Here is a 26,329-nt window from a genome sequence, read left to right as displayed (position 1 = left end):
TACTGTTTATTAATATAACCGCAAAGGCTAATATTGATTCAATGAAGACCAATACATTAACTGACGAAGGAAAACTCGAATGACTAGGTTAACGGTTATCGCCAGCATCAAAGCGAAAGAAGATAAAATTGAAGAAGTAAAAACTGAACTACTCAAATTAATCGATGTAACTCGCGCAGAAGAAGGGTGCATTAGTTATGATTTACATCAAGATAACCAAAACTCAGCGCATTTTCTTTTCTATGAAGTTTGGCAAAATCAAGCGGCATTAGATAAGCACTCAAGCACACAACATCTTATGGATTTTAAAGCGGCAACAGCAGGGTTGATGGAAGAATTCACTTTAAACAAAATGACGAAAATTGGTTAAATAATCTGATCTGAGCTTTACTCTTTTAAATAGCGGTAAGATGAATATTTTTAAATCGACAAGAGAAAAACGAGATGATAACCATCTCATTTTTTAATGGGATTTCGTTGGATCTTCCGCTCTTACTGTGGCTGTGGCTTTAACGTAGCCACTAAATTACCGCTGCCAGTTAAGGCGGAAGTTTGTCCTTCTAATGGTTCAGAGAACAAAATCGGTTTTATGTGGCTGGCTCGTTTTTCATCAAACACGCCGACTTTACTCATGGCATATTCAGCCAACGCGGTGATGGTTAATGATGGATTCACGCCTAGATTTCCGGGAATGATTGAACCATCGATGACTCGCATATTTTTATATCCGAAGACTTCTCCACTTTCATCGACGACACCTTCTTGTGCATTACGACCAATCGCGACTCCTCCCATAATATGGGCCGTCATTGGTGCTCCGGTTAAGATCTCGGTTAACGCTGAGCCTGCTTCACCATTGAGTTTTTCTGAAAAACGGCGAGTCGCATCTTCAGCGGCAGGGAAAGAAACCGTCAATGGAATATCATCGGAATTTTGTACTGCTGAAATCTCTTTTTTAAACAAACGGTACCATTTACGTCGCCATTCAAAATGGATAAACGATTCAGATTTTTGCATCACTAGAAATAAGATTGAACGCGCGGCTTTGCCATTTGGGTTAAGAACCTTAACCGTTTTAATCGGATGAGCAATGGTATTGAGTAAGAATTTACCAATACGTTTAATACCGACACCCGTGACCATTGGAACATACGGCAAATATAACCAAGTACCGTTCGATCCTTCTCCAAAGCGATTAATTTCAACATTAGTGTCGTCATCAACCGAAATGAAAGAGCTAATCGCGACACCATCACTGATTTTTACATTCATATCATTCGCGGTGGTTAAGGTTTCAGAGTTCGTCCGAATTTGTTGACCGAGTAATTTTGAAATATTAGGCAGTGTTTTGTATTGATCTCTCATGCGCAGTAATAAAGGTACCGTGCCCATAACACCAGCAGAGACCACAACACCTCGTGTGGTGACTGTATATTCTCGTTTTTTGTTATTCTCTTTATGCTCTCTTATGGTGACTTTATACCCATCACATCCATCCCCATTTGGGGTAATGAGCTCAATTTTTAAGACTTCACTTTCTGGGCGGATTTCAGCGCCATTACGCTCTGCAAAATAAAGGTAATTCTTCATTAATGTATTCTTGGAGTTATAACGGCAACCAATTTCACAATTAGCACACATTTGACAAGTGTTACGCTCGGGGCCATCGCCGTTAAAATACGGATCGGGCATAGCTTTTCCTTGAACGTCGTCATCTTGAGGAAAGAGAACGCCCGTTGATACGGTAGTATAGGAATCTCCTCGCCCTATGTCTTCAGCGACTTTTCTTAAGGTCTCATCGGCAATATTGGTATAGGTATTTTTAGCGGTGCCTAACATGCGCTGAGCAAGACCATAATAAGGCAAGATTTGCTCTTTCCAATCAGTACGAATACGAGACCAAGCGGGTGAGCTAAAGACCTTATCTTCTGGAATGAAGTGTACGTTGGCATAAACTTGAGATCCGCCACCAACGCCTACACCATGGATAACGGTAACTTTATTGGTATAACTGAATTGAGTCACGCCTTTCCATCCGACTGTTGGCATCCAGATATAATTTTTTCTATCTAAGTTGGTTTTAGCAAAATCCTTGTCATTACGTCGCTTGCCTTTTTCGAGAATAAGAACTCGGTTACCTTTTTCGGTTAAGCGTAGGGCACTGACCGAACCGCCAAAGCCTGAGCCAATAATGATTTGATCAAAGTCATAGGTTACATTGCTCATCGTTGCTTTCCTTGTCTAGTATGAATCTTACATCTCTAATGGATATATTGATTTCTTATTATTTATGGTTCGTGGTGTTATTCATATGGCTCAACTTAGGCTAAGACTTAGATTAGGACTTAAATTTAGCGATAAAATGTAGAGCTCTCGTCGCGAACTTCCCATATGGTGGCATGAGAAATGTTAAACTTGAAAAACTGGCTTGATAGAAAACAGGGCGCATTTTAGAAAAAGTGACGAACCCTTCATAACCGTGATAATGCCCCATACCACTGCCACCGATCCCACCAAATGGTAAGTCGTGTTGACCCACATGGAATAGTGCGTCGTTTACCGATACCCCGCCAGAAAGCACATTGCTTAAGTAATGATTAACCAGCGTTTTATTATTGCTAAATGGGTAAAACGCAAGAGGGCGATCGCGTTGTACGATGTAATTAATCACTTCATCGGCTTGTTGGTAGGTTTTCACCATCATAATTGGGCCAAAGGTTTCACGTTGGCTAATGGTCATCTCATCGGTGGTGTCTAATATTAAAGTGAGTGGAAATTTTCGCGTGGTCGCATCGGCTTCTTGGTCACTTAAATTGATGATGGTGGCGCCTTGTTTCTGTGCGTCGTCCACAGTCTCTACCAGTCGTACAAAGGCGGTGTCATCAATAATCGAGGTGTAGTCTTTACTGTGGATATCAGGGCAATGTTTTTTGACCCAGGTTTTCGTTGATTGAATGAAAGCGGCTAGTTGGGATTGATGCACAAAAGTATAGTCAACCGTAGTACAAATTTGCCCAGCATTAAACTGCTTAACAAACATGATGCGCTCAACTGCTTTATCTAATGGATAATTAGGATCAATCACGGCGGGTGATTTTCCTCCTAACTCTAACGTGACGGGCGTAAGATTCTGTGCACACGCCGCCATGACCTTTCTCCCCGTCACGCCGGAACCAGTAAACATTAAGTGATCAAGAGGAAGGGTTGAAAAAGCAATGCCGACTTCACCAGTTTCGGTGAAAAATTGCAGTTTGTCTTGGTTGAAATATTTGGGGCTGAGTTGCTTGAGTAACTCCGAAAAATTTACAGAATTTTCCGACATTTTTACCATGGCTCGGTTACCCGCCGCAAAGGCCGCCGACAAACCAGAAAAGCTTAAATTAAGTGGGAAGTTCCAAGGGATGATGAATCCCACCACGCCAATGCCTTGTGGTATCACACGGTTCTTAGCTCCAAAATAGAGGCTTTGATCAACGCTGCGCTTTTGAACTTTCATCCATTTTTTAAGATGTTTAATGGTACTGGAAATATCACTGACGACAGTAATGACTTCCGCCAATAAGGTTTCATGGTAAGAACGATTACCGTAATCTTTATTGATGGCTTCAATGATGGCTTCACGGTTTTCAGTCAGTAATAATTTTAGGTTGAGCAAGTACTTCTTACGCTCTTCATAGCTTTCTTGCCCATGCGAAGTAAAGGCTTGACGTTGAGCATCTAAAGAACGATTCAATATTTGGGAAGTCGTAGGTTGAGCCTCACCACTGACAGATTGGTTGGCAGACGGAGTTGTTACGGACTCGGTAGTCAGGTTCATAATGTTTCCTTCGTTAAATCAAGATCAAGCCCTAATCCTATCTAGTAGGCTTCTTGTTAATCTTATGTTAACAAGAAGTCGGCATTTGGCTTGATTTTTTAGGACATTGATATGACTTTTTGAGACATGGAATTAAGAGAGGGAGAGCAAGGTCACGGTATTTTTTAAGTCTAGACTAGGTGTTATTGATAATCCTCACATTTTATTTTAGGTGGGCTATTATTTGATTCGTACATCATTTAATTTGATATTTTAGGACAATCACTGAGGTGTATTATGAGTCATTATATCCGTGCATCGAGTTTAGAAGGTTTCAGTGATTTAGTGAGAAGTTATCATGCTAATCCTAATCAGATTTTAAAAGAAGTGGGTATTGTGGCGAGCCAGCTTCGAGATCCGGACGCCTTTATCCACTACGACCACTTTCTGGCTGCATTGGAATTGTCTGCACAACGCTGTCATTGCGAGACGTTTGGTTTAGAACTCAGTGCAAAGCAGGGCGTTAATACATTAGGCTTAATTGGGGCCTATATGTCACGCCAAGACACCATTATTGACGCGTTAACGGTGGCCAAAAAATACCTGTATTTGCATGCCGAAGGGTTGATTTTAACGTTTGAAAATATGAACAATAAACAGTGTGAAATTCAGTTTACAAACCTTTCACCGGCAGGGTTATCACCGCAAAAAGCGCAAGTGACTCTTGGAACATGCTTTTACCTGTTACAAGATTTGGTTGGGGTTAAGTGGCGAGTTGATAAGGTCTGTTTTCGACAAAATTCACCCCAAAATATACAAGTGTTTACGGATTTTTTTGGCTGTAAACCTGAATTTAATTGTGAAACGGATAGCATTTATTTCCAAAGCCAATTTTTGAACCTTAAGCCGAATATTAATCATCAATTATTGGATAAAATTCTTTTTCAAGAAATAGCAGCGACAAAGCCAAATTCACAGTTAGAACAGCTTCAACGAATTGAAAATGCGATTAAAACGTTACTGGCAACGGGGGATTGTACGAAAGAAAATATTGCTTTATGCATGGATGTTCATCCTAAAAAATTACAACGCTTTCTAGCGGAACAAGAAACAAGTTATCGTGAAATGATCGACCAAGTACGAAAAAGAGAAGCATTGATCTTGCTTAAAAATCATCAGTTCAACTTAACCACCGTCGCCCTTAAACTTGGTTATTGTGAATTATCAGTATTTAGCCGCCGATTTAAAACATGGTTTGGGATGTCACCAACGCAGTGGCAAGAAAGTCTTAATATAGAAGAATGATGAATGAGCAAAACGTCAGTTTATTTGGATAAAGTTAAGAAAAGCTTTTAGCTGATTCGGTATGTACTTAGATTGTGGGTATTGCGCCACAATGTTGCCCTGATAATTACCATTGATGTGCCATTCAGGTAGGACTTGGATAAGTTCGCCTGAGTTGAGATATTTGGATAGGGTAAAGTCCGGGAAAATTGAAATACCAAGTCCTTGCAATACCGCTTCTCTTCTAATTTCACTATGATTAACTGCAATCACCCCCTTAATCTTAATCACATGCTTTTTGGCATCTTTGGTTAAGATCCATGTATTATCCGCTGCACTTTCGCCATAACCGATGCATTGGTGTGAGAATAAATCATCAGGATGAGTCGGTAGGCCATGCTTCTTAATATACGCGGGGCTAGCGCAAGCAACTCGTTTCACCGATCCTAATGTTTTTGCCACTAAACCTTCCACTGGCTTATCTGTAATATGGATAACCACATCGACTTCGCCACTGATGGGATCAATGTAGTGATCGGCGACTTTCCATTTCAATGATACATCGGGATATTGCTTAATGAACGCCAATATTATCGGCATTAAAATCTGACGAGATAAGGCTTTAGGGGCAGCAATACTCAAGTCTCCCGATACATTATTTTGATTTGACTGTGCAGCATTCACTGCCTGTTTAGCGGAGTTGAGCATATCAAGACAAAGTTGAAATACGTCTTCTCCAACGGAGGTTAAGCGCAATTGACGCGTAGTTCTTTCAATTAACTTCTGTTGTAACTGAGTTTCTAATTTACTGATTGAACGACTCACCGATGATGGCATTACGCCCAGCTTTATGGCGGCTTTTGAAAAACTTCCCTCTTCAATAATAGTGACGAAAGTGGCCATTTCTGGCATCAAATGCATGATTCTATTTGTGTCCACAGCGCAACTATCCTTTGCTTTATCACCATATTGTTACGGTTAAGTTACTCATTGATACTGGTCCTGTCAAAATATGATGGTCTTCAATGTGAAGCCAGTAAGATAAATGGAAGGATTCGTTATGAACGATATGGCAGTAAAAGAACAAACATTAAGTAAAGGTGGAAGAAGGCACTTTTCTTTTCCCACATTAGAGATTTTATTGTTATTAGTGGCCATTTTTTGGGGAACCAGTTATGGCTTAACCAAGCAAGCTCTAGTGTATACGTCGGTAATGATGTTTATTGCCTTACGGTTTTCGATCACATTTCTATCATTACTTCCTATAGCGGTTAGAGATGCACAAATAGGGCGCAGTAAAGATTGGAAAGTAGCGCTGCCAACAGGAATTATTCTGGCAACAATTTTCTTATTTGAAGTCGCTGGTGTGTTTAATACGTCAGCGAGTAAAGCTGCATTTCTTATTAGCTTGTCAGTGATAGCTACGGCTTTACTAGAAATGTGTATGAATAAAAAACTGATCAGTAAGACATTGTTTATGCTTGTTATATCAAGTGTCGTCGGTGTTTTCTTATTAACAAGTTCAAATGGCGTTGAGATGGCGTTAAGTCGAGGTGATTACTTTATTTTAGTCGCCGCGATGTTGAGGGCGGTAATGGTAACTGCGACGAAAAAAATTACTCAAGGTAAACAGATATCCAATGTCACTCTTACTTGTGTTCAATCTTTTGTTGTCGCCGCCAGTGCAATCTGCGTGATGATCTTCAGTCATAATGTGGATCTTTCACTGCCGACATCTTCCGAGTTTTGGTTGATCATTATCTATATGGTTTTGTGCTGTACCTTGTTTGCTTTTTTTGTCCAAAATCATGCCGTACGCCAATTATCACCGACTAAAGTGTCTCTCCTTATGGGCAGCGAACCGTTGTTTGGCGCTATTTTTGCTGTGATTTGGCTAAACGAATCTTTATCGATGATACAAATGCTAGGCGGTGGCATTATTTTTATCAGTGTGATGGTGGCTTCGATGAGTAAAAAATCAAGCTAATAAAAGGTGAGCCTATTACCATGTGATGTTGGTAATAGGCGGAATTTATATCACGTCTTACTTGAAGCCGCAGTAACGAACAATAAGCAAGAAATCTAATGCGGGCTTTTAATAGGTTGAGTTAGATTCACTGCTTTGTTCTTAGGTTTGATGATCACTAAAGCAATTCCAATTAAAAATGCGCTGCACGAGATCCATTGTGCATTTGAGAGCGATTCCCCAAATAATATGTAACCGCTTAATAAAGCAAACACCGTGGTTAATAAGGTTAAAGGTGCAAGCTGGCTCATTGGGTATTGTAAGATCATTTTATTCCAAACCCAGTAACCAAAGACCGTGGTTGGGTAGGCTTGAAATAGTACTGAAATCCATGTGTTTGAATTCCAATGTTGATAAGTGATCTCTAAAACATCAAAGCCATTAATCAGAATACTTAAAGCCACCAAAGGCACTGGAGCGAATAACATTCCCCAAACATTAAACGCAAAAGGGGACTTACAACCAGATTGCTTCATGATTACACCTGCAATTGGCCAGCACATGGCAGACACTAAAATAAATGCGGTTCCCGCCAAGCTGACATTACCATTGGTATAAATAATCGAGACGATGATCCCAACGCAAGCAATCAAAATCCCACTGAGCATGCGTGAGGAAATGGTTTCTTTATACAGCCAAACGCCAACGAAAACGGTCGTGATCACATCTATTTGCAATAACACTGCCGCCATTCCTGAGGATAAGCCAAAGGTGATGGATGTTGATGCCATTCCCCAAATCCCCGTTCCAAAAACAATGCCGTAGCCAAGTAAATAGCGCCAAGGCACATTCGGTTTTCGGATAAAGAAAATAATAGGAAAGGTGGCAAATAAGAAGCGAGAGGCGGCCACCAATAATGGGTCAACATCATTTACCCCAAGTTTGATCATTGAGAAATTAAATCCCCAAATAGCCATGACGAGCACGGTAATGAGTATGTCTCTGGTTTTCATATTGATTCCTTTCCTATGTGATGAAGCATCAGTGTGTCTTGTTATATTGAAAGGGTACAGATACAATTTTATGATAATTTATAGGTACAATTTAATGATTGCAGTTTAGAGAATATGGCAGCTTAGAGCATATAAGGGATGAGAGCGCATGGCGAAATACAAACAGCTAGCAGAAAAGTTTATTGCGGATATTCAAACAGGAAAGCTATCGTATGGCGATCGTATGTTGTCATTACGTCAGTTATCTCGCCAACATAATATAAGCTTATCGACGGCGGTGAATTGCTATGAAGAGTTGGAATCTTTAGGTTGGCTTATTTCTAAACCACAAGCGGGTTTTTACGTTTCTTCACAACAAAGTGAAATTCAATCTCCAGAATGGCATCCTTTTACTAGTTCAGTTTCAACGTTGGAACCACAACGTTTTTCTAGCCCTAAGTTATCTGGCGCTAAGTTATCTGGCCCTTTAGGACGATCTCGATCGTCATTAGATCAAGATTCTCGTGCGGCTCTGGATAATTGTTTTCGGCGAGCCATGAAACGCTCTGCTCAGAAAGTAGAAGATTACCCAGAATTACAAGGTGAGAAAGTTCTGCGTGAGGCGTTAGCCAACCATTTTAGTCATAATGGATTTGGTTTAAATTCAGATGAATTAGTGGTCACGCATGGTTGTATTGATGCAGTAAAAATAGCGTTAGAAGCCTGTACCAAAGCGGGGGATACCGTGGCGGTGATCCGCTCCAGCTGTTTTGGACACTGAGTTAAGTGAGTACAATCACTAACGAGGTGAACAATGACAACTAAGAAAACTAGAATTAAACATTCCCCTGAATTTAAAGCAGAAGCCCTAAAACTAGCAGAGAGAGTGGGAGTAGCTGCGGCTGCAAGGCAGCTTTCTTTACATGAATCTCAAATCTACGGGTGGCGGAAGAACTCGAAGAAAGACACCAATACTAGTCAGCGAGAACAAGAGCTAGCCGCAGAGGTTGCCAAGCTCAAAAGGCAGTTGGCTGAGCAAGCAGAAGAGCTAGAAATTGTAAAAAAGGCCGCCACCTACTTCGCGAAAAATCTAAAGTAAATTGCTACGAATTTATGCTCGAACACCTGATGTACTTCAATATTGTACGTATGGCTAAGGTATTCGGGGTATCCCGAAGTGGGTTTTATTACTGGGTTAAACATCGCCATAAGGCTAGCCAACGCGAGGCAGTTCGCCAAGAGCTTGATACAAAGGTCAAAGAAGCTTTTGATAACAGCAAAGGCCGAGATGGCTCAAGGCGAATCCAAAAAGAACTGTCTGAGAGCGGTGATAACCACAATGTGAAAACCATTGCGGCCAGTATGAAGCGTCAAGATTTAACGCCGAAAGCGGCACGTAAATTTAAGTGCACGACAGACAGCAAGCATCAAATGCCAGTTGCTCCAAACTTGCTGGCTCAGAACTTTAACGCAGCGGCTCCGAATGAAAAATGGGCGGGAGACATCACCTATGTTGCGACAAGCGAAGGCTGGTTGTACTTGGCAGTAATTATTGACCTTTACTCAAGACAAGTAATCGGATGGTCTATGGATACCAGAATGACGGCTACGCTGGTCTGTGATGCTCTATCAATGGCTTTGTTCCGTCGCGAATTTCCTGAGCAGGTTATCGTTCATAGTGATCGAGGTAGTCAGTACTGCTCAAAAGATTATCGAGACCTCATAACTGTTTATAATCTAAAGCAAAGTATGAGTAGGAAAGGAAACTGCTGGGACAATGCTTGTGTTGAGAGCTTCTTCCATTCGATGAAAGTTGAAGCGATCCAATATGAGCCGATTATGACGAGAGACCAGATGCGTCAAACGATCTTCGAGTACATAGAGGTTGATTATAATCGGACAAGAAGGCACAGTGCTCTTGGGTATCTAAGCCCTGTTAACTTTGAACAGCAAAATGTCGCTTAATGAAGTGTCCAGTCTGGCTGGAGCAGATCAGTCTGTCATTATAGTGGCAGAATCAGATGACCAGTTAATTGGGTATATTTCAGGTTATGTGCATGAAGCCTTTTATGCATCGGGTAGTGTGGCCTGGGTTGACGAGGTTTTAGTTACTGAAAAGCATCGTGGCAGTAGTATCGGTGGTAAGTTGATGGCTAGGTTTGAACAGCAGGCCAAAGAACATAATTGTGTATTGGTCTCGTTGGCAACAGCTGGTGCTAAAGGTTTTTATGAGCATATTGGTTATGTGTCAAAAGCCGGTTATTACAAAAAGTATCTGTGAAATTGTTCCTAATAAACGATCAAAGTATCAACATACTTTGCTTAATCCGTAATTTACTAAATTAGTAAAATCGGTAACTCAAAATTGTCCAGAACGATTAGATCAGAATAGTTTAGGGCTTGGCATTTTTGGTTATAGGTTTGGCGCTTAATTTGGTGCGCCAATAATTTAAGCGTTATACCTAAATTTTTTCACTGAGAGTGGGCATTTTATCAAAAGGAGTATTGAGTGAGTTTTAGAGAAAAATTAAATAATATTTGGAAAGAAAATGATTCATTGGTTGAGCAAATGTTGAAAGGTATAAAACAGGTATGCATGTACAATTAAACTAGTAAAACGTTCAAGGCTTCAACATGCTTTTCTAATACGTTTAACGTGGCTACATAAGTGGATACTCTGCTGAGTCACTATGATTATTCAATGACTTTGGTAACTGTTCAGTTGCCTATAGGACAGCTATAATTTTCAGCTACTATTTAGTCGTTATTTGGTACTAGCTAACATCCAAGTAATGATTAATCTTATCAGCGACAGGCACTCATAATGAAAGTTTATGGGCAAACCACTAGTTACGGTCTGTGTTTTTCACCTTACGCACATTAAGGAAACCTTCCCAAAAAGGATTGAATGGATTCACTTGACTCATGACTTTTGATTGGTACTTTAGCGATTTGGAACTACCTAATCACGACATACGTTTCAGCCTTTTTAAAACAACTATGGGAAATCTCATTCTGAGAGCAGCTACCGGAACCGTTGAGTGCGTCTTATGAGGTCGCGCATATTTCGTAGGAATGACAGCACATTGGACTTGCTCATCTTAATGAGCTGTTTCCTTTTGTACTTCCTGACGTTAAAGGATACGATCTTAAGCAGCTAACGTGCTGATTTGAACGTGAGGTTTATGGCGAGCTTACTGTGCAACAAATGTAAGTATAAAAAGAAAGTTCGATATGTGCTGCATATCCATATAATTCCATTATATGTAATATGCATCTGTTGTTTACTCGGTTGAGTTTAAACAACATTAAGGCTAACCATGAACGTTTATCGGTACCAACAGAGTATACCATTGAGATCATTGATAATCCTTATGTGGGGCTCAATAACTATAGGGTATACGAAGAGTTTACCAAAGACGTGAATGGCAGTTTCTATTATGTACCGGAGATCAAACGTGGTGACAGTACTCGTTTCGCTGAGGCATTAAATGAAGCACTTACTGCTGCTTTGACGCCGGTGATCTCATCCGTTACCCCTAATGTGGTAACAGCCAATAACAAATATCAGACTGTCAACGTGAAACTGCTCAATGTAAGTTGGACGGGCAGCGAATCGGTTGAGTTTGGTGATGAGTCGGGTCTACGCATTCCTGGGGTGTTGGGCGAATTTGATGGACAACTTGCAGCCGTGAGTTTCAATGTTGCTCGAGTGTTAGAAGCGAAGTGTTATAACCTTTACGTTTCTGGCGCAGACTACCAAGTTGAGTCTGAATGTGCGTTAGTGGTAGAAGAAAGTCCTGTTAATATTGACTCTTTGCTGGCAGAGTTAGATCGATCGTTCAAACTGCAAATATCTATGACTCGGTTAAATCTATGTTGTTGTATCGTATCGATATTATAGATGTTCATGTCGTCAATGGCGACTTTAGCGTCGCGCAAAACTATCTGGCGGACTTCAGTCAATGGGTTAAAGCTCTAAGTGGCTTTTTAGTGCCTATTGAGGATGTCAGTGCCATGACGTTAAAAGTCGATGAAGCTATCGCTGAACTTAATGCGATGTAAGTCAGTTTTGACTGCTAAATCGATCGTTTAATTTGAGGAGACCTGCAATGAATAGAGTAAAGGAATACCGATGGGAAATTCTTTACGTTATACTATTGTTGGTCTCTTTTGGTTATTTGGTTCTTGTTTTACGCGAAAGTCGATATGCAGACTTTTTTTTAACTCAACTTAGCCTCGGCACCCCCCTGTACCTCTGCTACTATATTCTTTCCTCTAAATGGACAAGGTTTAACTCGATCCATGTGCTGACCATTGGCTCTGGCTTGGGGGTTGGCTTACACGCAACTACTGGTATTCATTTGACGATCGATAACCATGCCCTAGAGGCATTGGCGATGGTTGCACAGGTGTCGGTAGTGGTGCTTGTGAGTTTGCTGACAGTCTCGACGTCGTGCCGTCTTATTCCTGCTGCGCGCCGCTTTCCTAAGATCGCTACTGTAGCGCTGCTTGTCGGTGTCTTGCTGGCATTCAAACTGAATATGCTAGAAACGATTTGGGAAATCATGCTCTCTGTCGCTCAAACTCAAAGGTTGTCTCTGGATTTGTTTGATCCACTGATACAGATTTTTGTGGTACAGGTGCTGCTAGGAGTGCTTATTGCCCCTTTTCAGATAGCCGTTAAGTTACAGCGCTGTTCTCTCAACAGAACCGTATCTTTGTGTGCCACCACGACCATGACAATAAATGGTATGGTAGGTTGTCTAACGATGTATGGGTTGTACTCGAACTGATTCTAAAAATGGTCCGGAGTAGTAATGTAAATTTCCTTGTCGATTTCTAACCTAGATTATTGGTCAAAATACGCATGACGTTTTATGTGATCAATAATAAAGATTGTAATCCTATTGGCTACGTGTTTTTTTGATGTATAGAACGCGTACAGTATCAGGTGAATCGAGCCAATAAATTAAGAGGCACGATATAAAGGCGATTTGCCATATCAAAACTAATTCCAACATTATTGAAGAGACGAATGCGACTAAGTTGGTTTTGTCCAAAAACGTGCCACCCACTGGCACGTTTTTTTATTCTCTTAACCGATCCCCTAAGGCATCCCCAACGCATTCGGCAGCCACAACGACACTGCTGGTATATAGGTAATAATCATCAAGAACACCAACAAGATCATCAGCCACGGTAGGGCGGCTCGGATGGTGGCGCTGAGTGGCATTCCGGTGACGGCCGAAGTGACAAATAAGCTCAAACCGACGGGGCGTGATTAAGCCGATTTCCATGTTCACTACCATGATGATGCCGAAGTGAATTGGGTCGATGCCAAGTTCAATTGCAATAGGGAACAAGATAGGCGCGAGGATCAAAATAATTTCCGACGGCTCCATAAAGTTACCCGCTAATAATAGAGTGATGTTTACCAACCGAGCTTTCGGTGGCAGCAGCGTAGACTAAGCATTATCTTTCATATCTAATGTATTTACTCGAACGAACTGTGGATTAATGGTTGCATTTAGATGTGATTATTGTGAATATATATGCACAATAATTTTAATGTAAATAAGGAAATCACATGGATCAACAGAGTGCTGTTGTACTGTTACCCATTATTGTCACCTTGGTGTTATCGCTTGCCACAAAGAATGTCGTTTTAGGGTTATTTTTTGGCGTGTTTTCCGGTGTGATTATGCTGTCGGGGTGGGATATTTTTTCCAGCTTTGGACTGTTAGTGAAAGACCATTTAGCCACACAACTTACCGACAGTTATAACGCTGGAGTATTGGTATTGTTAGTCTTCATTGGTGGCTTTGTTGCCTTGATGGAGCAATCGGGTGGGGGGCAAGCTTTTGCCACGAAAGTGACGCATTGGATCAGTAATAAAACTCGAGGGCAAATTTCAGCTTGGCTCGGTGGCATTACGATCTTCTTTTCCGATCTTGGAACGCCGTTAATTGTTGGCCCGGTATTTCGTCCTTTATTTGATAAATTAAAACTTTCAAGAGAAAAACTGGCCTTCATTATTGATTCGACCTCATCGCCAGTGGCTATTTTGATCCCTTTTATTGGTTGGGGGGTGTACATCATGGGGCTAATTCAAAAAGAACTCACCGCAGCAAATAGCGATATCTCTGATTGGGATGCCTTTATTTCTGCTATTCCCTATCAATTTTACGCTATTTTAGCAGTTGGTTTAGTTCCTTTATTGGCGTTAACTCAATTAGACTTTGGGCCGATGGCGAAGGCTGAACAACTGGCGAAAACGGGTAAGTCGGTAGTTGATCATGATGTGAATACTGTCAGTGCATTTACCCACCCTAATGCAAAATCCTCTTTTATCGGTGTGCCACTTTTGGTGATGGCGGCTGTATTGGCGTATATGTTAGTTCCTCTTGGTTTTCCATTTGAAAAAGTGTCTGGATCGGTATTTCGAGCCGCGTTAAGTACTGCCTATTTTAGTGCTGCGGTATCCCTTATTTCTTTAATGGCTTGGTATAATGTAAGAAGTTTAAGTGAAGGGATTCAAGTTTATTTACAAGGTATGGGTAAAATGATTCAAGTAGCAATCATTTTAATTTTAGCCTGGGCATTAAGTGGTATTAGTAAAGAGCTTGGTACGGCAAGTTATATTGCTGAACTGGCACAAACAGGTTTCCCTTATTGGTTATTACCTGCCGTAGCTTTCTTATTAGCGGCGATTATTTCGTTTGCAACAGGGTCTTCATGGGGTACGTTTGCGATTATGATGCCACTTGTTATACCAACGGTATTTGCTATTGATGCACCATTGTATGTGTGTATTGGTGCGGTGCTTTCTGGTGGTTTGTTTGGTGATCACTGTTCACCAATTTCAGAAACGACCATTTTGTCCTCAACAGGGGCTGGTTGTGATCAGTTCCAGCATTTTAGAACTCAGTTTCCTTATGCGGTTCTAAATGGCAGCATTGCGTTATTGAGTTTTCTTATAGCTGGTTTTGTAGACAGTATGTTCGTTGTGTTCGGTGCTCTGTGTGTGCAAATCTTTGCGGTGGTTGTGTTATCTAAAGTGGCGGCCTCTCGATCTGAGCAGGCACAAAAGCAGATGGCTTAACTTCTTTTTGATCGAAATGTTTTTATTCAGAGTATCGTTTTTCAGAATAAATAAAAAAGCCCCAGAAGACCGTTCATTCTGGGGCAAACATAGAAACATTAATTCCTATAAATATTCAGCGTCAAACTTATTATTGATTGCCACTGTGCTATTTCGCTTGTTTATAGCGGTCAAAAATAACGGCCGCAAGCAAGATGCTGCCACGTACTACGTATTGAGCAAAGGGCGAAATGTTCAATAAGTTCATGGCATTTTCTACGGTTCCTAGGATCAATACCCCTGCGATAACATAAGAAATCTTACCGATACCTCCTTTCAATGATACACCGCCTAATACACAGGCAGAGATAACGGTTAATTCAAAGCCGACGGATGTCATTGGCTGACCACTGGTCATACGCGCCGCTAGGATAACACCGGCAAGTGCGCTAATTAAGCCCGACACAGTGAAGATAATGAGTTTGGTTTTGGTGACATTGACGCCCGCTAAACGTGCAGCTTCTTCGTTACCGCCAATGGCAAGTGTGTTACGACCATAGACGGTTTTGTTGAGTAAGAAGCTGAATACCGCGAAGGTCGCCACGGTTAGCCACACTGGTAGTGGTAAACCTAAAAATGAAGCGTTACCTAAGCTAAAAAATCCTTCTTCAGTGATACCCACCGCTTTACCATCGGAAATGATATAGCCTAACCCCCGAGCTATTTGCATGGTCGCCAAGGTGGTGATTAATGCGTTGACCTTCAATTTCGCAATAATAAAGCCATTGAATAAACCAAACGCGACACCAGACAATAAGCCTGCGCCAATACCAAGGGTTACGCTTTCTGTGGCATTAATCGCAACCGCGGTCACCACACCAGAACAAGCGACAATGGAGGCCACCGAAAGGTCAAGATCGCCACAGGCTAAACAAAATAGCATAGCACAGGCGATCATGCCGCTCATTGAAATGGCCAAACCTAAGCCACGCATATTAATCATGGAGGCAAAGTTAGGGACAAAAATGGCGCAGATTAGGAACAAGCCAGCAAACACAGTGAGCATGCCGAATCGATCCCAGAAATTGTTGATCTTAAAGCGAGAGGTTTTTTTACTCTCGTTGTTGGTTGAGGTTGGATTTAATGTTGTCATGTTTTATCCCTCATGAACTAAGTTTGATTCGTGTTGATCAAGCATGGCAAGGTTGAGCGCTGCTTCTTCATTAAAGTGTGGGCGAGTTAACTCACCGTTGATTTTCCCGTCCTTCATGACAATCAGTCTATCCGCCACTCCTAAGACCTCAGGCAAGTCGCTTGAAATCATTAAAATGGTGACGCCAGATTCTGCCAAAGTAAAAATCAGATCATAAATCTCCGATTTTGCCCCCACATCAATCCCCCGAGTTGGTTCATCTAAAATCAATACTTTCATGTGAGTAGAAAGCCAGCGACCTAAGATGATTTTTTGTTGGTTACCACCGGATAGATTACCAATACGCTGTTCAAGGTTAGGGGTTTTTACTTTGAGATCACGCACTTTATCGTCGGCGTTTTTGTGTTCCCATTTTTCATCAATTAAGCTGCCAAAGTGCAGGTTAGAGCGACGCGCAGTGACGTTCATGTTTTCTTTGACCGATAAAATTGGCAGGATGCCACTGAGTTTGCGATCCTCTGGGCAGTAAGTGATCCCTGCATTAATCGCATCAATTGGCGAGCTCACTTTGACCGAAAAGGTATCAATGTCTATTTCACCGCTTTGGCGTAGCTCGGCGCCAAATAGCAGCCGGGTAAGTTCGGTGCGGCCTGAGCCGACTAAACCAAACAAGCCTAAAATTTCGCCCTGTTGAATGTTAAATGAGATCGGCTCTTTTACGCCGGGCCCATACATGTTGCGTACCGCGAGGCCTTCAATACCAAATTCACGCTTGCGATAGTTGTAAATATCTTTTAATTCCCGTCCCACCATTAGGCTGACTAAACGGTCATTAGTGAGCTGACTGAGATCGTAAAAGGTTTCGACATGGGTGCCATCTTTAAAAATGGTCAAGGCATCAGAGATGCGGAAAATTTCTTCCATTCGATGTGATACATAGAAAATCACTTTGCCTTGATCGCGCAGCTCTTCAATCACCTTAAATAGGTTGGCAATTTCACGTTGTGACAAACTACTGGTGGGCTCGTCAAAGGCGATGATTTTGGCATCGCGACTTAAGGCCTTGGCTATTTCCACCATTTGCCACTGACCAATCGACAGGCTTTTAACCTGTGAGGCTGGGTCGATAAACTCACCTAAACGCTCTAACTGCACCTGAGCCATTTGATTGAGTTTAGGGTAATCGACGCAACCAGCCTTAGTCGGCAGCTGACCAAGGAATATATTTTCTGCCACACTCAGCTCCGGGATAAGGTTGAGTTCTTGATAAATAATGGCAATTCCATGGTTGAGTGAATCGGTTTCAGTATTAAACGACATCACGTCGCCATTAATGATCAACTCACCCTTGGTAGGATGGTTAATGCCACTTAATATTTTTAGTAAGGTAGATTTTCCCGCACCGTTTTCCCCCATTAGGGCGTGTACGCTACCTTCCTTGACACCAAAGCTCATACCATCAAGCGCCTTGACTCCAGGGAAGTACTGACAGATGTTATTAAACTCGACATAGTATTGGGGAGATGAAGATAAATTTGGGGATGACATAAATGACCTCTCATCAAGGCTTAACGCATCACGCTAAGCCTTGTATTGATTGACTACAGACCTTTTTTCTCAAGCTCTTGCTTGAAGTTGTCACGTGTGATCAGTACCGCGTCAGTAACCTCCACAAATTTTTCTGGTTCGACATCTTTGCTCACCCAGTTGTAAAGCATTTCGGTGGATTTAAAACCATGCACATCTGGACTTGGTAATAACGACCCATAGAATCCAGTGGCTTTGCTCTTAGCCAATTCGTTGACTGCATCGACACCATTAATACCAATACCGATAACGTTAGCAGCGCTAAACCCTTGACCTTCAGTTGCGCGTACGCCACCTAATACTGTGTTGTCGTTCATATCCACAACCAGCCATTGCTTAATGTCTGGGTACTGCACTAAAAGAGAGTTTGCGGCATCGAGAGCACCTGGAATATCGTTGCTTTTCGTTGGAACGGTGTAAATTTGAGCAGCAGGGAAACCGTCAGTTTTTAATGCATCCATGGCACCGTGTACACGACGACGAGCTGTATCCAGTTCATCAGCGGTAATCGCCATTACTGCAGTAGATGCGACATCCCAGCCACGTTTTTGCATTTCTTTATACAGCTCGTGTCCTTGACGTTGACCAATTTGGGAAGCCGCCATCATAACCAATGGTACTTCCGTCATTGGCTGGCCTTTAGCCGTTAAGAATTGATCATCAACAGTAATGACTTTTAAATCGTAGCTTTTGGCCTTCGCCATGATCGCAGAACCCAGTTTTGGATCGGGTGTGCAGATAACGAATCCCTTTGCACCACTGGCGGCGAGGGTATCAATGGCATTGAGCGTTTTTTCACCATCAGGTACCGCCATTTTGATTAATTCAAAGTTATATTGCTTAGCCGCTTTATCAGCAAAAGCCCACTCGGTTTGAAACCAAGGTTCTTCAGGTTGTTTTACTAAATAGCCAAGTTTTAGCGTTTCATCGTCATCACTTCCCCAGAAGGCGTTGGCATGAACGCTTAATAGAGATGCGCCCGCAAGCAAGCAAGTGGAAAGTATTTTTTTGAGTTTCATTGTGATTCTCCATCCATGATTCTTTTAGTTATTCATTTATATGGGTAAGCGTAGGTACAGCGCAGGAATAATAGACAGGATGAATGAGGAATAGGGTGAAGTGAGTCACGTAGAAAATAAGTAGCAATATTGTCCATGCATTTAGCTATTCTTTATTAGTGTAAATAAAATCCCATGATGGTGCTGCTAGACTATTTTCTTATTTTTGATGTGATTTAAACGATTAATCTCGATTGTTAACCTAAATATCCATGTATTTAGCCATTTGATCCATGAGGTGATTTATATATTAGTGATGTATGCATCAGTCCTGAGTGTTTAGCGAAATCGTCTATGTTTTTAGCGCCTAGATTAATGGCGTGTTTGAGTTCCATCCTATTAAATGAATACATAGCTTATATCCAGCGCGAGAACTTAGAACAACACGTTGGATGATTCGATTCATTTACTTTGGTGGACTCATTATGAGTGTTGAAAAATTTACAATTGGTTTAGATTTTGGCTCTGACTCTGTTCGTGCTTTATTAGTGAATACCAAAACCGGTCAAGAAGTGGCGTGTGGTGTTCAATATTATCCTCGTTGGATGGAAGGCCAATATTGCCAACCTGCGGTTTCTCAGTTCCGTCATCATCCTCAAGATTACATTGATGCAATGACCGCAGCCGTACAACAAACGCTAGAACAAGTGTCTGATGATATTAAACAAAGTGTCGTCGGCATTGGTGTTGACACCACTGGCTCAACGCCTGCGCCTGTCGATAAAGATGGCAACGTTTTAGCCTTACTACCTGAGTTTGAACACAATCCAAATGCGATGTTCATTTTGTGGAAAGACCACACTTCAATTCAAAAAGCTGAGCTGATTAACCAACTGGCTCACGGTGGCGATTTCCCTGATTACACTCGCTATGTTGGTGGTATTTATTCTTCAGAGTGGTTCTGGGCAAAAGCGGCTTGGGTAAGTGAGCAAGACGCGAAAGTGGCGGAGCATGCACATACTTGGGTTGAACTGTGTGATTGGATCCCGGCGTTAATCTCGGGCAACCAAGCGCCAAATAAATTCCGTCGTGGTATTTGTGCTGCAGGCCATAAAGCGCTTTGGCATGATGATTGGAACGGCCTTCCTGCACAAGATTTCCTTTCTGCGATTTCTCCTACTTTAGATGGCATTCGTGATCGTATGTTCACCGAAGTGTATACCTCAGATCAACAAGCGGGCTTATTAAGCGCTGAATGGGCGGAACGTTTTGGTTTACCGGAAGGTATTGCGGTTGCGATTGGTGAGTTTGATTGTCACATGGGCGCAGTCGGTGCTGGTGCTGGCGAGCATGACCTAGTGAAAGTGATTGGTACTTCAACCTGTGACATTTTAATGGTGAAACCAGAAGATGTGGCAGGCAAAACCATTGAAGGCATTTGTGGTCAAGTAAAAGGCAGTGCATTGCCAAATTTGGTGGCGTTAGAAGCGGGCCAATCTGCTTTTGGTGATATTTACGCATGGTACAAACGCCTACTGATGTGGCCGATTCAGCAATGGGTTAAAAGCCATCCTGAAGATCAACACCTACAGGATAACATTGATGACATCATAATTCCTATGCTGGCAGATGCGGCTATTGAACAACCTCAAACCGAGATCTCACCACTGAGTATGGATTGGCATAACGGCCGTAGAACGCCTGTGGCGAACCAACGCTTAAAAGGTGTGATTAGCGGCTTGAACCTTGGTAGTACTGCGCCGGATGTATTCTACAGCTTAGTAGAGTCAACTGCTCACGGTGCACGCGCCATTATGGATTGCATGACCTCACAAGGTGTGGATGTAAACCGCGTATTGGCTATCGGGGGGATTGCACAGAAATCTCCATTAGTGATGCAAACCTGTGCCGATGTGATGGGTCGCGATATTGCGGTGGTGGAATCTGACCAATGTTGCGCACTGGGTGCGGCTATCTTTGCTGCGGTTGCCGCAGATGCTCATACGAGTGTAAGTGATGCACAAGCGGCGATGGCAAGCCCAATTCGTCATATTTATACCCCAGTGAAACGCTCTAGCGATTTTTATCAAGGTCGCTATCAAGCCTACTCACAGCTTGGTCAACATATTGAAACCTTTATCGAAGATCAAAAAGGAGCGTAATCGTGGCTGATTTTTTATCAACAGAAAAGTCTGCAGCAGAGTTGCTATTACCAGAGCTCAGAGAGCAAGTGTGGCGTGCCAACATGGATTTGCAGGTGCACAACCTAGTGACATTCACATGGGGCAATGTATCAGGCATCGATCGCGAGACGGGTTTAGTGGCGATCAAACCAAGCGGTGTCGTTTATGAAGATTTAAGCCCTGAGAACATGGTGTTGGTAGATTTAGATGGCAACATCGTACAAGGCGACTTAAAACCGTCTTCTGATACCGCGACTCACTTAGCGCTATACCGAGCGTTTAAAGACATGGGTGGCATCGTGCATACCCATTCTTCTTACGCCACATCATGGGCGCAAGCTGGAGCGGCAATTCCAGCCTTTGGCACCACGCATGCTGATTATTTCTACGGCAATATTCCGTGCGCTCGCGCTTTGACTGAACAAGAAATTAAACACGATTATGAACTCAATACCGGCAAGGTGATCATAGAAACGATCGGTGAAACTGACCCGATGGCGATTCCCGGCATTTTAGTTCGCGAACACGCGCCATTTACGTGGGGTAAAGATCCTAACAATGCAGTCCACAACGCAGTGGTAGTAGAAGAAGTGGCAAAAATGGCGTATCGCACGATTACGATTAACCCAAGTACGTTGCCAATTCCGCAGACGCTGTTGGACAAGCATTATCTACGTAAGCACGGTAAAGACGCTTACTACGGACAAAAATAGTATACCCATTTATTTATATTCATCGTTTCATTCAAGAGTAGTACTTAACGAAAAGTCATTGAATGGAACGAAACAGGACAAACATAGAGGCAATTATGACAACTTCAAACGCAAGCTCTTCATTAGTAAAAAAGGCAGTATGGTTTATCACAGGTTCACAGCATTTATATGGACCAAAAGTACTTGAGCAAGTCGCCGCCAACAGCCAAGAAATCGTTGCTGGCTTTAATCAAGGTGATGATATTTGTGTTTCTATCGAGTGCAAAGATACGGTTAAGTCACCAGAAGAAATTTTGAAAGTGTGCCAAGAAGCCAACAACGACGAAAACTGTCTTGGTGTGGTGTTATGGATGCACACTTTCTCACCTGCAAAAATGTGGATTGCAGGCCTAAAACAACTGAATAAACCATTCGTTCACCTACATACTCAATTTAGCGAAGCCCTACCGTGGGAAAGCATTGATATGGCGTACATGAACTTAAACCAAAGTGCTCACGGTGACCGTGAATTTGGTTTCATCGGTACTCGTCTAGGTTTGGATCGCCGCGTTATCGTGGGTCACTGGCAGAAAGAATCGGTACGTAAGCAGCTTGATCACTGGTGTCGTGCGGCAATTGGTTGGAATGAAAGCAATACGCTACGTGTTGCACGCTTCGGTGACAATATGCGTCAAGTTGCGGTAACTGAAGGCAACAAAGTAAGCTCACAAATTGAGTTTGGTTTTGAAGTTCACGCTTATGGTTTGGGTGAACTAACAGAAGTGGTTAATGCAGTAGAAGACAGTGCGATCACTGCATTGCTTGAAGAATATCGCTCTACTTACAGCATCGCCTCTGAAATTTTTGAAAATGCAGAACAACTTGAAGTATTGAAAAACGAAGCGCGTTTAGAGCTTGGTATGGAGACATTCCTGCAAGACCGCGGCTGCATGGCATTTGTAAACACCTTTGAAAACCTAACTGGCTTAACTAACCTTCCTGGTCTAGCGACTCAACGCTTGATGGAAAAAGGTTACGGCTACGGCGGTGAGGGTGACTGGAAAACATCCGCTATGGTTCGAATCATTAAAGCAATGGGCCAAGGTCTGCCGGGCGGTACGTCTTTCATGGAAGACTACACTTACAACCTAACCGGTGAAGGCCAAGTATTGGGCGCGCACATGCTAGAAGTATGTCCAACTATCGCAGCTGAAAAGCCATCAGTACAAATCCACCGTCACACCATTGGTAAAACTGATGATGTTGCACGCGCAATCTTTAGTGCGAAAGCCGGCCCTGCATTAGTCGTAACACTGATTGACCTAGGTAACCGTTACCGCATGCTTGTTAACGAAATCGTCACGGTTAACCCGCCATCGGATCTACCGCACCTTCCAGTTGCACACGCACTTTGGGAGCCAAAACCGAATCTTGAAGTATCTGCGGCCGCTTGGATCCATGCGGGTGGCGCACACCACAGCGTTTACACACAAAACGTAACGCTAGATATGCTAGAAGATTTTGCTGAGTTTGCTGGTATCGAGCTTGTTGTGATTGATAGCAACACAACGATTCGCGACTTTAAAACGACGCTTAAGCACAACAGCATGTTCTACCGTCTAAGCAACGGCATCTAATTAACTTCAGCGCCCACCTTAAAAGTGGGCGCTTTTTTATTTTCATATACTCTTCGTACTTGAAGCAGCAGCTTTGTTGACGGCGTTCATTCGCCCCAATCACATAGACGAGCTATGCTCATGGGGCCTCATTCACTTGTCGCCTCACTGCAGCTCCAATTACTTTGTGTATAGCTTATTTTTATATTTTAGGGATCGAGATGAATCAATTACAACAACTACGCCAATTCACCACTGTGGTGGCCGATACCGGTGATATTCAGGCGATAACGCAATATCAACCACAAGATGCGACCACCAATCCATCGCTAATTTTAAAAGCGGCACAACTTTCCGACTACCAACCATTGATAGAACAAGCCATTGAATATGCGAAAAGTCAGAGTCAAGATAAGAAAACGCAGATCGAAGATACGTGCGATATGCTGGCAGTCAATATTGGTAAAGAAATCTTAAAAGTCGTGCCGGGCCGTATTTCAACAGAAGTGGATGCGTGTCTTTCTTATGATACCGAAGGCAGCATTAAAAAAGCACGTAAACTGATCAAACTGTATAACGATGCAGGCGTGAGCAATGATCGTATTTTGATTAAGTTAGCTTCTACGTGGCAAGGCATTCGCGCCGCGGAGCAACTGGAAAAAGAAGGCATTCAATGTAACCTGACGCTGTTGTTTTCCTTTGCTCAAGCGCGTGCTTGTGCGGAAGCGGGCGTTTACTTGATTTCGCCATTCGTGGGTCGAATCATGGATTGGTATAAAGCCAAAGAAGGCAAAGAGTTCTCTGCTGCTGAAGATCCGGGCGTATTATCAGTACAGAAAATTTACCAATACTATAAAACTCATGCTTACCCAACGGTTGTCATGGGCGCAAGTTTCCGCAACGTAGGGGAGATTCTAGAGCTAGCTGGCTGTGATCGCTTAACTATTAGCCCACAACTACTGCAAGAGCTTGAGCAAGCGGAAGGTGAAATCAGCGCTAAATTGGTAGCAGGATCTGAAACAAAGCCAGCGCCACAGCCACTGACTGAAGCGGAATTCCTATGGGAGCACAACCAAGATCCAATGGCGGTCGAGAAACTGGCAGAAGGCATTCGCAATTTTGCTGTCGATCAAGGTAAACTCGAAGCGATGATTGCAGAAAAACTGTAGTTGCAGATAAGCTATAAATTCTGCACCCTTAAGTTACTTAGGTATAAAACGTTATTAAGCCAGTACAGAGTTGCTGGCTTTGTTGTATAAAAGGAAGTCTATGACGTACCAATTTTTGGCATTAGATCTTGATGGCACTACGTTACAAAATGACCATACGCTAAACCCTGCGGTAAAATCGTATGTGCAGAAAATTAAACACGACTACCCAGTTATGATCGTGACAGGCCGTCATCATACTGCGGCGAAACCTTATTATGATGAGCTTGAATTAACTACGCCAATTATTTGTTGTAACGGCGTCTATCGTTATGACTATTCGTCCCAACAACCTCAAAGTAGCATGCCGATTCCCCATGATTTTGCTCAGCAGTTTTTGAATCTTGCTCACAGTTTTAAGCTTCAATTGGTTATGTATACCGCAGACGGTATGGCTTTTAGCCAAAAAGATCCCATAAGCTATATGCTTCCGTTGTACGCTTGGGCGCAAAGTTACCCAGTGAAGAACAGACCGAATATTTATCAAGTCAGTAGCTTTGAACAAGAGTTGAAACAAACGGAATATATTTGGAAGTTTGTGGTGCAAGGTGAAGAAGAGCGTTTTACGGCTTTTTTACAATTGCCGTTTATTCAACAATATTTTTCTGGTTCGATGTCGGGACCGAATAGAATCGATCTGGCAATGAAAGGACACAGCAAAGGAAACGCATTGTCTCATTATCTTCAGATAGTAAAAGTTAATGCACAACAAGTGGTCGCAGCAGGAGATAATTATAATGATATATCAATGTTGCAGTCAGCAGGGTGCGGTATTGCGATGCACCATGCACATCAAGAGGTAAAGCAGCACGCCAACATTATTTGTTCAACGGACAACCATGGCGAGGGTTTATCACAATTATTACACCAGTACTTTCCTCTTTAAATTTAATCGCGATGGTCAATGACCAAAGACACGGACGACACGATGCAAAATGATCCATTGAAGCCGGGATATGATTTTAATGCGCATTTAGTGGCAGGATTAACCCCTATCACTCAAGGAGGCGATCTCGACTTTGTTATAGATCGTCCTAATGGCATGAAAGGGTATATTTTAAACTTAACGGTCAAAGGCCAAGGTACAGTCTTTCAAGGGAAGGAAGCTTTTGAGGTTAAAGAAGGGGATTTATTGCTTTTCCCTACTGGAGTGCCTCACTTTTATCACCGTTCTGAGCAAACTGAAGAATGGCACCACCGCTGGATCTATTTTCGCCCACGTGCTTACTGGAATAATCGCTTAAAATGGGAAGAGTGCACTAATGGTGTTTTTATTACCAAGGGCGTTCAAATTGATGATCAAGAAAAGCTCAACCAGTTGTTCTTGCAAATTGAAGAACTTAGTCAACGAGAAGAACCTTATAACGATGAGTTGAGTCTGAACTTACTTGAACAGATCTTGATCCGTTGCAAAATGAACCAGCCAAATCTCATTAAAAAAAGAATCGATCCACGAGTGACGGAAGTCGTCAATTATATGGCAAAGCATTTAAATGAAGACTTCACAAACGAGCAGCTCGCAGAGTTAATTTGCTTGTCACCATCACGACTGGGACATTTGTTCCGAGATGAGATTGGTATGACGATTACTCAATGGCGAGATGACCAACGTATTAGCCGCGCCAAGCAGTTATTGGTGACATCGAACTACTCGATCAATCAAATCTCCCGCTTAATTGGCTATTCTGATCCGCTGTATTTTTCACGGGTATTTAAAAATAAAGCCGGTCTTAGCCCAAAGTTATATCGTGAGAAAGTGATGTAGCCTTC

At 42.4% G+C, this 26,329-nt stretch carries 23 protein-coding genes and 1 pseudogene; 16 read left to right on the top strand and 8 right to left on the bottom strand.

The window, feature by feature from the left end; all coding sequences use genetic code 11:
* The first annotated feature begins 79 nt into the window (after positions 1–79).
* Positions 80–370, top strand: a complete 291-nt coding sequence (locus VCASEI_RS17210) for a putative quinol monooxygenase (RefSeq protein WP_086960231.1) — start codon at positions 80–82, stop codon at positions 368–370.
* Between the two features lie 122 nt (positions 371–492).
* Here VCASEI_RS17210 and VCASEI_RS17205 read toward each other — a convergent pair whose 3' ends face one another.
* Both VCASEI_RS17205 and VCASEI_RS17200 read right to left on the bottom strand, forming a co-directional pair.
* A complete protein-coding gene (locus VCASEI_RS17205) occupies positions 493–2,226 on the bottom strand; it encodes a GMC family oxidoreductase (protein ID WP_086960232.1) in 1,734 nt (577 codons plus the stop codon).
* A 112-nt stretch (positions 2,227–2,338) separates the two neighbouring features.
* Entirely contained in the window at positions 2,339–3,817 is a 1,479-nt protein-coding gene (locus tag VCASEI_RS17200; RefSeq protein ID WP_086960233.1) for a coniferyl aldehyde dehydrogenase, read from the bottom strand.
* A gap of 276 nt (positions 3,818–4,093) precedes the next feature.
* On the opposite strand from VCASEI_RS17200, the gene VCASEI_RS17195 reads away from it, so the two are divergent.
* Complete coding sequence (locus tag VCASEI_RS17195) at positions 4,094–5,101, top strand: AraC family transcriptional regulator (protein WP_086960234.1); 1,008 nt, start codon at positions 4,094–4,096, stop codon at positions 5,099–5,101.
* Positions 5,102–5,116: 15 nt separating this feature from the next.
* On the opposite strand, the gene VCASEI_RS17190 is transcribed toward VCASEI_RS17195, so the two are convergent.
* Positions 5,117–6,019 carry a LysR family transcriptional regulator gene (locus VCASEI_RS17190; protein ID WP_162621099.1) on the bottom strand — a complete coding sequence of 301 codons (903 nt, stop codon included), beginning with the start codon at positions 6,017–6,019 and terminating at the stop codon, positions 5,117–5,119.
* Positions 6,020–6,149: 130 nt separating this feature from the next.
* On the opposite strand from VCASEI_RS17190, the gene VCASEI_RS17185 reads away from it, so the two are divergent.
* Complete coding sequence (locus tag VCASEI_RS17185) at positions 6,150–7,067, top strand: DMT family transporter (protein ID WP_086960270.1); 918 nt, start codon at positions 6,150–6,152, stop codon at positions 7,065–7,067.
* A gap of 95 nt (positions 7,068–7,162) precedes the next feature.
* Here the strand turns inward: VCASEI_RS17185 and VCASEI_RS17180 are convergent, their stop codons facing one another.
* Entirely contained in the window at positions 7,163–8,059 is an 897-nt protein-coding gene (locus tag VCASEI_RS17180; protein WP_086960236.1) for an EamA family transporter, read from the bottom strand.
* 148 nt (positions 8,060–8,207) lie between these two features.
* Here VCASEI_RS17180 and VCASEI_RS17175 point away from each other — a divergent pair, with 148 nt between their 5' ends.
* The 6 genes from VCASEI_RS17175 (at position 8,208) to VCASEI_RS17145 (ending at position 12,834) form a co-directional block, all read left to right on the top strand.
* A complete protein-coding gene (locus VCASEI_RS17175; RefSeq protein ID WP_089111057.1) occupies positions 8,208–8,819 on the top strand; it encodes an aminotransferase class I/II-fold pyridoxal phosphate-dependent enzyme in 612 nt (203 codons plus the stop codon).
* 33 nt (positions 8,820–8,852) lie between these two features.
* Positions 8,853–10,003, top strand: a protein-coding gene (locus tag VCASEI_RS17170; RefSeq protein WP_110957783.1) for an IS3 family transposase whose coding sequence is annotated in 2 segments (ribosomal slippage) — positions 8,853–9,096 and positions 9,096–10,003 — 1,152 coding nt in all. Because the reading frame shifts where the segments join, the coding sequence is not laid out codon by codon here.
* A complete protein-coding gene (locus tag VCASEI_RS17165; RefSeq protein WP_089111184.1) occupies positions 9,993–10,319 on the top strand; it encodes a GNAT family N-acetyltransferase in 327 nt (108 codons plus the stop codon). The genes VCASEI_RS17170 and VCASEI_RS17165 overlap by 11 nt, the downstream gene beginning before the upstream one ends.
* Positions 10,320–11,309: 990 nt before the next feature.
* Positions 11,310–11,942, top strand: a complete 633-nt coding sequence (locus tag VCASEI_RS17155; RefSeq protein ID WP_086960239.1) for a hypothetical protein — start codon at positions 11,310–11,312, stop codon at positions 11,940–11,942.
* A complete protein-coding gene (locus tag VCASEI_RS17150; RefSeq protein ID WP_086960240.1) occupies positions 11,915–12,103 on the top strand; it encodes a hypothetical protein in 189 nt (62 codons plus the stop codon). Before VCASEI_RS17155 ends, VCASEI_RS17150 begins: the two co-directional genes overlap by 28 nt.
* Positions 12,104–12,150: 47 nt before the next feature.
* Positions 12,151–12,834, top strand: coding sequence for a hypothetical protein (locus VCASEI_RS17145; protein ID WP_086960241.1), 684 nt, complete (start codon positions 12,151–12,153; stop codon positions 12,832–12,834).
* A gap of 314 nt (positions 12,835–13,148) precedes the next feature.
* Here the strand turns inward: VCASEI_RS17145 and dctM are convergent.
* Positions 13,149–13,479, bottom strand: a pseudogene (gene dctM / locus VCASEI_RS17140) (C4-dicarboxylate TRAP transporter large permease protein DctM); the annotation flags it as partial.
* A 149-nt stretch (positions 13,480–13,628) separates the two neighbouring features.
* Here dctM and VCASEI_RS17135 point away from each other — a divergent pair.
* Positions 13,629–15,143, top strand: coding sequence for a Na+/H+ antiporter NhaC family protein (locus VCASEI_RS17135; RefSeq protein WP_089111183.1), 1,515 nt, complete (start codon positions 13,629–13,631; stop codon positions 15,141–15,143).
* 148 nt (positions 15,144–15,291) lie between these two features.
* Here VCASEI_RS17135 and araH read toward each other — a convergent pair whose 3' ends face one another.
* From araH to VCASEI_RS17120, 3 genes are read right to left on the bottom strand one after another with little or no spacing between them, the layout of a single operon-like run.
* Positions 15,292–16,275: an L-arabinose ABC transporter permease AraH gene (gene araH / locus VCASEI_RS17130; protein ID WP_086960242.1), complete on the bottom strand. Its 984-nt coding sequence runs from the start codon at positions 16,273–16,275 to the stop codon at positions 15,292–15,294.
* Positions 16,276–16,278: 3 nt separating this feature from the next.
* Positions 16,279–17,823: an L-arabinose ABC transporter ATP-binding protein AraG gene (gene araG / locus VCASEI_RS17125; protein WP_086960243.1), complete on the bottom strand. Its 1,545-nt coding sequence runs from the start codon at positions 17,821–17,823 to the stop codon at positions 16,279–16,281.
* 53 nt (positions 17,824–17,876) lie between these two features.
* Complete coding sequence (locus VCASEI_RS17120; protein ID WP_089111182.1) at positions 17,877–18,881, bottom strand: arabinose ABC transporter substrate-binding protein; 1,005 nt, start codon at positions 18,879–18,881, stop codon at positions 17,877–17,879.
* A 464-nt stretch (positions 18,882–19,345) separates the two neighbouring features.
* Between VCASEI_RS17120 and VCASEI_RS17115 the strand changes: the two genes are divergently transcribed.
* The 6 genes from VCASEI_RS17115 (at position 19,346) to araC (ending at position 26,324) form a co-directional block, all read left to right on the top strand.
* Complete coding sequence (locus VCASEI_RS17115; RefSeq protein WP_086960245.1) at positions 19,346–21,022, top strand: ribulokinase; 1,677 nt, start codon at positions 19,346–19,348, stop codon at positions 21,020–21,022.
* A gap of 2 nt (positions 21,023–21,024) precedes the next feature.
* The gene (locus VCASEI_RS17110) at positions 21,025–21,756 is read left to right on the top strand and encodes an L-ribulose-5-phosphate 4-epimerase (protein WP_441351674.1); all 732 of its coding nucleotides are present in this window, start codon (positions 21,025–21,027) and stop codon (positions 21,754–21,756) included.
* A gap of 95 nt (positions 21,757–21,851) precedes the next feature.
* Positions 21,852–23,372 (top strand): L-arabinose isomerase, encoded by a 1,521-nt coding sequence (gene araA / locus VCASEI_RS17105; protein ID WP_089111181.1) that lies wholly within the window; start codon positions 21,852–21,854, stop codon positions 23,370–23,372.
* Between the two features lie 200 nt (positions 23,373–23,572).
* A complete protein-coding gene (gene tal, locus VCASEI_RS17095; RefSeq protein WP_089111179.1) occupies positions 23,573–24,520 on the top strand; it encodes a transaldolase in 948 nt (315 codons plus the stop codon).
* A 100-nt stretch (positions 24,521–24,620) separates the two neighbouring features.
* Complete coding sequence (locus VCASEI_RS17090; RefSeq protein WP_086960249.1) at positions 24,621–25,445, top strand: Cof-type HAD-IIB family hydrolase; 825 nt, start codon at positions 24,621–24,623, stop codon at positions 25,443–25,445.
* A gap of 18 nt (positions 25,446–25,463) precedes the next feature.
* Positions 25,464–26,324 (top strand): arabinose operon transcriptional regulator AraC, encoded by an 861-nt coding sequence (gene araC / locus VCASEI_RS17085; RefSeq protein WP_086960250.1) that lies wholly within the window; start codon positions 25,464–25,466, stop codon positions 26,322–26,324.
* The last annotated feature ends 5 nt before the right edge of the window (positions 26,325–26,329 follow it).

It is taken from the genome of Vibrio casei (assembly GCF_002218025.2).
In the GTDB taxonomy this organism is placed as follows: Bacteria; Pseudomonadota; Gammaproteobacteria; order Enterobacterales; family Vibrionaceae; genus Vibrio; species Vibrio casei.
This window is presented reverse-complemented; position numbering and strand designations above follow the sequence as displayed.